10 protein-coding genes are annotated in these 8,892 nt (G+C 68.4%); 2 read left to right on the top strand and 8 right to left on the bottom strand.

Annotated elements, in window-relative coordinates:
* Positions 1–147: 147 nt before the first annotated feature.
* The 7 genes from VGV13_05895 to VGV13_05925 form a co-directional block, all read right to left on the bottom strand.
* Positions 148–849, bottom strand: coding sequence for an ABC transporter ATP-binding protein (locus tag VGV13_05895; protein HEV8640613.1), 702 nt, complete (start codon positions 847–849; stop codon positions 148–150).
* Positions 842–1,564 carry an ABC transporter ATP-binding protein gene (locus VGV13_05900; protein HEV8640614.1) on the bottom strand — a complete coding sequence of 241 codons (723 nt, stop codon included), beginning with the start codon at positions 1,562–1,564 and terminating at the stop codon, positions 842–844. The genes VGV13_05895 and VGV13_05900 overlap by 8 nt, the downstream gene beginning before the upstream one ends.
* Positions 1,561–2,514 (bottom strand): branched-chain amino acid ABC transporter permease, encoded by a 954-nt coding sequence (locus tag VGV13_05905; protein HEV8640615.1) that lies wholly within the window; start codon positions 2,512–2,514, stop codon positions 1,561–1,563. The genes VGV13_05900 and VGV13_05905 overlap by 4 nt, the downstream gene beginning before the upstream one ends.
* Positions 2,515–3,393, bottom strand: a complete 879-nt coding sequence (locus VGV13_05910) for a branched-chain amino acid ABC transporter permease (GenBank protein ID HEV8640616.1) — start codon at positions 3,391–3,393, stop codon at positions 2,515–2,517.
* 8 nt (positions 3,394–3,401) lie between these two features.
* Positions 3,402–4,037 carry an urea carboxylase-associated family protein gene (locus VGV13_05915; GenBank protein HEV8640617.1) on the bottom strand — a complete coding sequence of 212 codons (636 nt, stop codon included), beginning with the start codon at positions 4,035–4,037 and terminating at the stop codon, positions 3,402–3,404.
* A 390-nt stretch (positions 4,038–4,427) separates the two neighbouring features.
* Complete coding sequence (locus VGV13_05920) at positions 4,428–5,708, bottom strand: amino acid ABC transporter substrate-binding protein (protein ID HEV8640618.1); 1,281 nt, start codon at positions 5,706–5,708, stop codon at positions 4,428–4,430.
* Between the two features lie 22 nt (positions 5,709–5,730).
* Positions 5,731–6,525: an SDR family oxidoreductase gene (locus VGV13_05925; GenBank protein ID HEV8640619.1), complete on the bottom strand. Its 795-nt coding sequence runs from the start codon at positions 6,523–6,525 to the stop codon at positions 5,731–5,733.
* A gap of 174 nt (positions 6,526–6,699) precedes the next feature.
* Between VGV13_05925 and VGV13_05930 the strand changes: the two genes are divergently transcribed.
* Both VGV13_05930 and VGV13_05935 read left to right on the top strand, forming a co-directional pair.
* Positions 6,700–7,368, top strand: coding sequence for a GntR family transcriptional regulator (locus VGV13_05930; protein HEV8640620.1), 669 nt, complete (start codon positions 6,700–6,702; stop codon positions 7,366–7,368).
* Complete coding sequence (locus VGV13_05935; protein HEV8640621.1) at positions 7,365–8,177, top strand: cyclase family protein; 813 nt, start codon at positions 7,365–7,367, stop codon at positions 8,175–8,177. The genes VGV13_05930 and VGV13_05935 overlap by 4 nt, the downstream gene beginning before the upstream one ends.
* A gap of 7 nt (positions 8,178–8,184) precedes the next feature.
* Here VGV13_05935 and VGV13_05940 read toward each other — a convergent pair.
* Positions 8,185–8,892 (bottom strand): kelch repeat-containing protein (locus tag VGV13_05940; GenBank protein ID HEV8640622.1); only part of this gene is annotated, 708 nt, incomplete at its 5' end.

The raw sequence follows: 8,892 nt of genomic DNA on the forward strand, positions 1-8,892 counted from the left end.
GTCACAGGCGCGCCCACAGGGCGCGACGGCCCCCTCCGAAGCCTCCCCCAAGAGGGGATTGCGCCGGCAAAGCCGGCGCTCGAACACGCGCCGTCTTTGCGCCACGATCGCCCGCGTACCGTCGTCCGTCGGTCGTCGACTCATGTGTCACACCCCGAGGTAGGACACTCTCACGTGGGGATTCTGCAGGAGCGCCGCGCCCGTGTCGGCGAGGACGATCCGCCCCTGCTCCAGCACGTAGGCGCGGTGGCTGATGGGGAGCGAGAAGTGGACGTTCTGCTCGATCAGGAACACCGTGATCCCCCGCTCGTTGATCCGGTGGATGGTCTCGATGATCAGCTTGACCAGCGTCGGCTGGAGCCCGAGCGACGGCTCGTCGAGCAGGAGCAGCTCGGGGCAAGCCATGAGGGCCCGCCCGATCGCCAGCATCTGGCGCTCGCCGCCCGAGAGCGTCCGGGCGAGCTGCGGCGTCCGCTCCTCGAGCCTCGGGAACAGGGCGAAGACGTCGGCGAGGGTCTCGGCCTGCCGCGCGCGCGCCCGGGGTACCACGGCGCCGATTCTAAGGTTGTCGAGGACGGTCATTTCGGGAAACACACGCGCGCCCTCGGGGACGACCGCGATCCCCTGGCGGACGATCTCCTCCGGCGCGAGGCGGTCGATCCGGCGGCCGCGGAAGAAGATGCCGCCGCCGGATCGGACCAGCCCCACGATGGCTTTGATCAGCGTGGTTTTGCCAGCCCCGTTCGGCCCGATGAGGCTCACGACCTCGCCCTCACCGACCTCGAGCGAGACTCCCCATAACACTTGCAGCGTGCCGTAGCCCGCGTCGAGCGCCTCCAGCCTAAGCATAGGCTTCGCCGAGATAGGCCTTGATGACGGCGGGATCGCGCATCACCTCCCGGGGACGTCCCTCCGCGATCTTCTCGCCGTAGTTGAGCACCAGCACCCGATCCGCCAGGTCCACGATCGCCCGCATGATGTGCTCGATCACCATCAGGCTCCGGCCCTGGTCGCGCACCAGGCGCAGGAGCGCGACCGACGCCGCCACCTCCCGCTGATTCAGCCCCGCCATGTTTTCGTCGAGCAGCAGGACGCGGGCGTCGGTGGCCAGGACCCGGGCCAGGTCGAGACGGCGGCGCTCGGGGAGGGAGAGCGTCTCGGCGGCGGCCGCCGCCTTCCCGGCGAGGCCGACGAACTCCAGCCACGCCTCGGCCTCGCCGTGCGCGTCGCGGAGGGACACGCCTTTGCCGTAGAGGCCGGCCACGAAGACGTTTTCCAGCACGCTCATCCGCGGAAAGAGCTGGGGGATCTGAAAGGTCTTGGCGATTCCCAGTCGGCAGACCGCGTCGGTGGTGAGCCCGGAGATCGCCGCGCCGCGGTAATAGACGGCTCCCCGGCTCGGCCGCTCGAGGCCGGCGATCACGTTGAAGAGCGTGCTCTTGCCGGCGCCGTTCGGCCCGATGATCCCCAGGATCTCGCCCTCCTCCAATTTCAGGTCCACGCGGTCGAGGGCCACCAGTGACCCGAAGCTCTTCGTCAGCGCGCGCAGCTCGAGGATGCTCACGGCGGCAGCCCCGCCCGGCGGGGGCGCAGGAGCCGGCCGACCCCGACCAGCCCCGCGGGCATGAACAGCGAGATGGCCACGATGAGGACGCCGATCGCGATCAGGTAGTGATACACGAACCGGGTCCCGAGGATCTCGGCGGCCAGCGTGAGAAAGAGGGCTCCGAGCAGCGGGCCGAAGGGGGTGCCGAGCCCGCCCAGCAAGACCATCACGACCATCTGGAACGTGAGCCCGGCCCCGAAGAAGTCGGTGGCGTTGATGTAGGAGAGCCAGTAGCCGGCGGTCCCGCCGGTGCAGGCGATCAGGAGCGCGCTGCCCGCGTAGACGCGCCGCTTGAGCCGGTGAATGTTCACGCCGGAGGCCTCGGCCAGTCGATCGTTCTCGCCGATCGCCCGCAGCCCGTAACCGAATTTGGAGCGGCCCAGCCAGAAGGCCGCCGTCGTCACCAGCGACGCCAGCGCCAGCATCACGTAATAGAAGAGGAGGTAGCCCGAGCTCAACGGCAGCGAGACGCCGGCGCTCCCGCCCGTGAGCGGAATGCCGGTGAGCCGGTCCCACGCCAGCGCGAGCTGCTTGGCGGACTCGGCCAGCGCCAGCGTCCCGATGGCGAAGTAGGCGCCGCGCAGCCTGAGGGTCGGGGTGCCGACGGCGTAGGCGATGACCATCGCCACACCGCCCGCCAGGACCAGGCTCACCAGGAACGGGAGCTGGGCCCGAAGCATCAAGGCCGCCGTCGCGAAGGCGCCGAGGCCGTAGTAGACCACGGGACCGAGGTCCACCGCGCCCGCGTAGCCGGCCAGGAGATTCCAGCTCCCGGCCAGCGCCGCCCACATGAAGATCACCGTCGCCAGCCGGATCTGGTAGGCGCCGGCCGCCGCCGGGAGCAGGACAAGGAGCACGAGCAGCAGGAGTGCGGCGACCTCGTCCGGCCTCAGCGTTGGGAATCGCAATTACTCCAGGCGGCCTTTCCCCATGATCCCGGCCGGCATGAAGCGCAAGATCAGGTAGAGGAGGAAGAACGCCACCAGCAGCGACAGCCCGGATTCCAGATAAGTCTCGGTCAGGGCCTGGGCGATGCCGAGCGCGAGGCCGCCCCAGACCACCCCGGGAATGTAGCCGAGCCCTCCCAGGACGACCACGGAGAAGGCGAACAGCGTGTAGGTGAGCCCCATATAGGGCTCCACCGGCGCGTAGAAGGCGATGAGGGAGCCGGCCACGCCCGAGATGCCGGCTCCCAGCCCGAAGGTCACCGCGTAGATCATTCGATGATCGACGCCCATGAGGCGCGCCATCTCCCAGTCCTGGGCGGTGGCGCGGATCATCCGGCCCAGATGCGTCTTCTGGAGCAGCCAGGTGAGCCCGCCGACCATGCCGACGCCGACGAGGCAGGCGACCAGACGCGAGAGCGGGACGATGAATGGTCCCAGGACGAGGCTGTGGTCGAAGTATGCGGTCCTCAGCAGCCGGTAATCGGCGCTCCACAGCCGCAGCGCGGTGTTGACGAGGATCAGCGAGATGCCGAACGTCACCAGCAGCGAGAGGAGCAGGGGGCTTCCCAGCGTCCGGTTCAGGACGAAATATTGTAGGAGGTAGCCGAGGGCGAAGAGCAGCGCGAAGGAGATCGGCAACGTCAGGAACGCGTCCACCCCCCCGGCGCTGACCAGCCAGTAGGTCGCGAAGGCGCCCAGCATGACCAGCTCGCCGTGGGCGGCGTTGAGGATGCCGCTCACGCCGAAGATCAGCGAGAGGCCGACCGCCGCCGCCGCGTACACCCCGGCTTGTAAGATACCGTTGATGAGGGTCTGGACGAGGTCGGTGAGGAACGTCACGGGAGGGGCTACTCGAAGATCTCCACCTTGACGGGCGTGCAGTGGTACGCGTTGCACGGGGCCAGTACGTCGAGCGGACAGTTGGAGAACCCCACCAGGCAGTCCCTCTCCGCGCGAAACTCGATGTAGTCTCCGGGCTTCGACACCGGCTCGCCGATGACCCAGCGTCCCCGCGCGCAGTCGTGGTGGTAGTTCATGAACAGATCCATCGTGTCCGGGATGTCCTCGGGCAGGATCCCGTACGGCGCCACCGCGTTCGCGATGTTCTCGTGGCAGCCGTCGCGCGGACCGAGCCCGTACGATTCGTAGAGGAACCGGTTGCACATGCGGTTGTGCGTGTCGTGGACACCCTTGGGCTCCGGCGTCTCCTTGACGATCGTCATCAGGGGCCGGCAGATCGTCGACATGAGGGTGTCGCCTTCCGTCAGCTTGTCGCGCGGCACGTACTCGGCGCCCGGCGGGGGGACGTACCTCGTGCGGGAGTACGAGGTCGACAGCTTCTCGCGGGGGTTGTTGGCGTTGAACACCGCCATGTCGACGACCTGCTGGCCCTCGAGGTCCGTCACTCGCAGGTGCTGGCCCCGGCGCACCGTCACCGCGAGCCCGCGCTTGGGCGGAATCACCTGCTCGAACACGACCCGCATGCCGCGCTCCCTAGTTCGTCGGCGGGGGCGATTCCACAGGCGCGCCCACAGGGCGCGACGGCCCCCTCCGAAACCTCCCCCAGGATTCGATTACGGCGGCAAAGCCGCCGTTCGAACGGAGGCTACTCGGACGCGCTCCTAGTGTCCCGTCCTCGAAGTCATGTGAAGCACCGGCCAGCGCGCGGCCCCGGGGCCGACGGGCGCGCACGGCAGGGGTCCGCGGGACCCGTTCCCGCCCCCCCGGCAACGGACCCCGCGTGCCCAGGTGGAGCCCAGCCGCAACCGGGCAGCGGACGCGTGCCTCGTGGTCCCGCGATCCCTGCCGCGCACGCCCGTCGGCCCCGCCGGCGCGAGCGCGGCGATCGTGAACATGACCTCCCAGACGGAACACTAGCGTGATCGCCAGGGCGTCAGCGGATACCCGAGCTTCGCGGCCTGGACGCCGCCCACTTGCTTGGGGTAGACGAGCGCGAACTTGCCGCCCTGGATCTGCACGGCGATGGGCGGCTTCTGGACGATGCCACCGTCGGGGCCGAACTTCACCTGCCCGTAGAGGGTCTGGATGTCCTGCTTGTGGAGCTGCTCCATGAGGGCCTCGCGGTCCTTCTCGGCGAGCGGCGGCGTGAGCCCGAGCGTCTCGATGGCCTTCTGCTGGGCGACCAGACCACCGGCCGCCGCCGCCTGAACGTAATCGGCGGCATGCCCATACTTCTTCTCGATGGCGTCCGCGAAGGCCTGGGCGGAGCCGAACACGGGGTCCTTGAACGGGAAAGACGGCAGCCACTCGGAGGCGGCGATGACGCCTTCGGCGTCTTTGCCGAACTCCTTCAGGAACTCGGGCACGGTGGGGCCGTAACTGAAGGCCAGGCCCTTGGGCGTGAAGTCCACCTCCTTGGTCGCCTTCATCACGCGCAGCGCGTGGGAGAAGAGCCCGCCGACCAGGAGCAGGTCCGGGTTCTGCCGCTTCACTTTCAGGAGAAGCGAGTTGTAGTCGGTGAGGTCGAGGGGGAAGATCTCGAAGTGCACGACCTCGATCCCCATCTCCCCCAGGAACTTCTTGAAGCCTTCCGCCGAGAGCTTGCCGAAGAGGTGATCGGACCCGATGACGGCGGCCCTGGTCGGCCTGGGCTGAGCGACGGAGAAGACCTTGGCCGCCCCCTCCACCTCGTCGAACGTCTTGTTGAGCGTGGCGAACACGTACTTGAAGCCACGCTCGAAGATGGGATTGGCGCTGGCCGCCCCCGAGATGTAGGGGTACTTGTACTTCTCGGTCACCGCGCTGGCGGCGAAGACGATGCTGGAGCCGAAGCCGCCCAGGATGAGATCGACCTTGTCCGACGCCGCCAGCCGCTCGACGAGCTGGGCGCTCTTCTGGGGGCTCGACTCGTCGTCATAGTAGGTGATGCGGACGGGGTAGCCGGTCCCCTTCACCTTGATGCCGCCCGCGCGGTTCACCGTCTCCGCCCAGAGGTCGTAGGTCTCCTTGAACAGCGCGGCGTCGCGGCTGAAGATGCCGCTCAGCGAGAGGGCCACGCCGACCCGGAACTCCTTGGGCTGCGCGTCGGCGGTGCCCCACCCCCGCCCCGCGCTTCCCGGCGCCGCCAGCGCCACCCCGGCCAGGAGCAAGACCGCCAGCCACTGCGCACCGCGAGATCTCCGTGTCGTCGCCATGCCCGGACCTCCCGTCCGCGAATCAGTCGAGTAAGGCCTTGCGCTGCCCGCCGTCCAGCGTGATCACGGCGCCGTTCATGAAGCTGGCCCGGCCGGAGGCGATGAAGACGGCGACGTTGGCCACCTCCTCGGGCGTGCAGATGCGGCCCAGCGGAATGCTGCGCTCGGCCCGCTTCTGCGCCTCCTCGACGCTGATCTTCCGGAGCCGGGCAATGCCGCCGATGAGCTGGTCCCAGCGCTCGGTGGCCACCGGCCCCGGATTGAGAGCATTCACACAGATGTTGCGCCGGCCGTACTGCTCGGCCAGCGCGACGGTCATCGCCAGGTCCGCCGCGTTGGCCGCGCTGGGACTGAGCTCGATGCCGATGGGCTTGACGCCGTCGTTGCCGACGATGTTCACGATCCGCCCGCCGCCCTGCTTCAGCATGTGCGGGATGACGGCTTTGGTGCAGCGGACGTAACCCATGAACTTGAGCTGGAGCGCCTTCTGCCAGTCCTCCTCCGTCAGATCGAGGATTTCCCCGCCGGGCGCGGCGCCGGCGTTGTTCACGAGGATGTCGATCCGGCCGAACCGGACCACGGTGGCGTCGACGATGTGCTGGACGTCCGCGGGCCGGGTGAGGTCGCCGGCCACCACGAACACCTCGGACCCCGTCGCTTTGGCGATGTCCTGGGCCGCCGCTTCCAGCGTGGCCTTGTCCCGCGCGCAGACCGCGACCTTGGCGCCTTCCTCCGCCAGGCCCCGGGCCACCGCCTTGCCGATGCCCTTGCTCCCGCCCGTGACCAGCGCCACCTTGCCCTTCAAGCCGAGATCCATGCCACGCACTCCTTTGTGGGTGTCGACCTCTGCAGCGCACAACTCCCGGACGCGGGTCTGCGTAGCTGGCGCCGGAGCGGGGAATCCGCGTCGGTCGGGAAACTAAACAATCGACAATCGATTGTCAACGCCTTATCATGCCGCCCGCTGGAGCCATGCCATGAAGGCGCGACCGTGACCCGCGGCAGCCGATTCCAGAAGCCGACGACGCTGGCGATCGAGATTGCCCGCCACCTCCGGGAAGCCATCATCAAGGGCGAGCTCGCTCCCGGCCAGCGGGTGAACGAGGCGAAGCTGACCCGGGAGCTCGCGCTCAGCCGCTCGCCCGTCCGCGAGGCGATCCGGATCCTCGAGGCGGAAGGCCTCCTGACCATCGAGCCGCACCGGGGCGCCCACGTCCGCCCGGTGTCCGAACAGGATCTCGAGGAGATCTTCGACGTCCGGCTCATGATCGAGAGCCACGGGCTCCGACGGGGCCCGCATCGGCTGACGCTCGACGTGATGGCCCCGCTGCGCTCGGCGGTCGACGAGGCGCGTTCGGCGCTGGCCGAGGAGGCTTTCGAGCGGTGGCACCGGGTCTCGCTCCGCTTCCACGACGGTCTCGTCGCGCTGGCCGCCAACCGCCACCTCACCCGGCTCCACGAGGAGCTGAAGATCTCGCTACGCCGCTACCAGATCTCCCTCATCGGGCTGCCCGGCCAGCCCGAGCGCTGGCAGGCCGAGCACGAAGCCATCCTCGCCGCCCTCCAGCAGGACGAAGTGGAGCGGGGCGTCGATCTGGTCGCCACCCACATCACGAATCTGAAGGAGGCCCTCCTCAAAGCCATGGTGGGGACCGTATGAAGCTGGTCGATCTCTCGCACCCGTGGAACATGCACACGCCGGGCTGGGTCGGCTACCCGGGCTCGAAGATCTACTACACGCAGACGTTGCAGACGAACCGCATCGTCTCCCAGCGCATCGAGACCTCGCTGCACGTGGGCACGCATCTCGATGGGCCGATGCACGCGGCCGACGGCGCCGGCGACATCGCGTCGCTGCCTCTGACCAAGCTCGTCCACGAGGGGGTGATCGTCGACGTGTCCGACGTGGTGGGTGACTGGGACATCATCACGCCGAAGCACATCACCGACAAGATGCGGGTCAAGAAGGGCGATATCCTCATCCTCCACACCGGCTACCACCGGTACTTCGTGGACAAACCCCGGCAGGACCTCACGCGGTACTTCTGCCTGCATCCCGGCGGCACCCAGGAACTGGCGGCCTGGATGCACGACATGCAGATCTCCTGGTGGGGCATCGACGCCGGCTCCGGCGATCACCCCATGAACACGACGATTCGCTACATGCGCCCCGATCTCACGCGACGGTTCGAGGAGAAGGTGGGGATGCCGGTGGGGCAGTTTTTCGGCGAGTACGAGTACCGGCATCACAAGAGCGGCCGCCTGGTGAAGGAGGAGATCTTCCCGATGCACTACCTGGCCTTCCCGGAAGGGTGCATCCACGCCGAAAACGTGGGCGGCGACATCGAGCAAGTGCTCAACCAGCGCTGCATCATCGGCGCCTTCCCCTGGAAGTTCGAGGGCGGGGAGGCCTGCCCCTGCCGCATCATCGCGTTCTTCGACGTGGGGCCGCTCTCCGTCGAGGCCTGACCAGCGCTTACTTGGGGTCGTACACCTCGTTCACGACGAGGCCCTCGTGCGGCCCGCCCCCGCCCGCCACGTTGGCGCCGCTCACCGCGTAGATCTTGCCGTCGATCTCGGCGACGGCCAGCCCGTGCCGGGGCGTGGGCATCGGCGGCAACCGCTCCCAGCTGTTGGTCTTGGGGTCGTAGGCTTCGTGCGTGCGATAGGTGCCCACCAGGTCGTTCAGGTAGGCCTCGCCGCCCAGCACGTGCATTCGTCCGTTGAGCACCGCGACGCCCACCCCGCTGCGCGCCGTCGGCACGCCGAGCACGGACGACCAGGTGTCCCTGGCCACGTCGTAGACCTCGTGGGTGTTGACGTTGGTGGAGAGACCGATGATGAAGGTCGAGCCGACGCGCCCGCCCACGACGTAGATCTTGCCGTCGATCAGGGCGGCGCCGTGGTGATTGCGCGCGGTCAGCATCGGCCGCGCCGAGGACCAGGTGCTGGTCGTGGTGTCGAAGACCTCGTTCGTCGCGAGGTTCTCGACCGGCACCGTCGGCCGCAGCTCGGGGGTGGAGTAGCTGGGATTGCGGGCGCCGCCGATGGCGTAGATCTTGGTCCCGACCGCGGTGGCCGTGAGCGCCCCCCGCGCCGTCGGCAGAGCGGGGCCTTTCGACCACGCGTTCGTGGTGACGTCGAAGATCCAGACCGAGTTCGTGGGGACCCAGGCGGGCAGCCC

The sequence above is a fragment of the Candidatus Methylomirabilota bacterium genome, assembly GCA_036001065.1.
In the GTDB taxonomy this organism is placed as follows: domain Bacteria; phylum Methylomirabilota; class Methylomirabilia; order Rokubacteriales; family CSP1-6; genus MNEF01.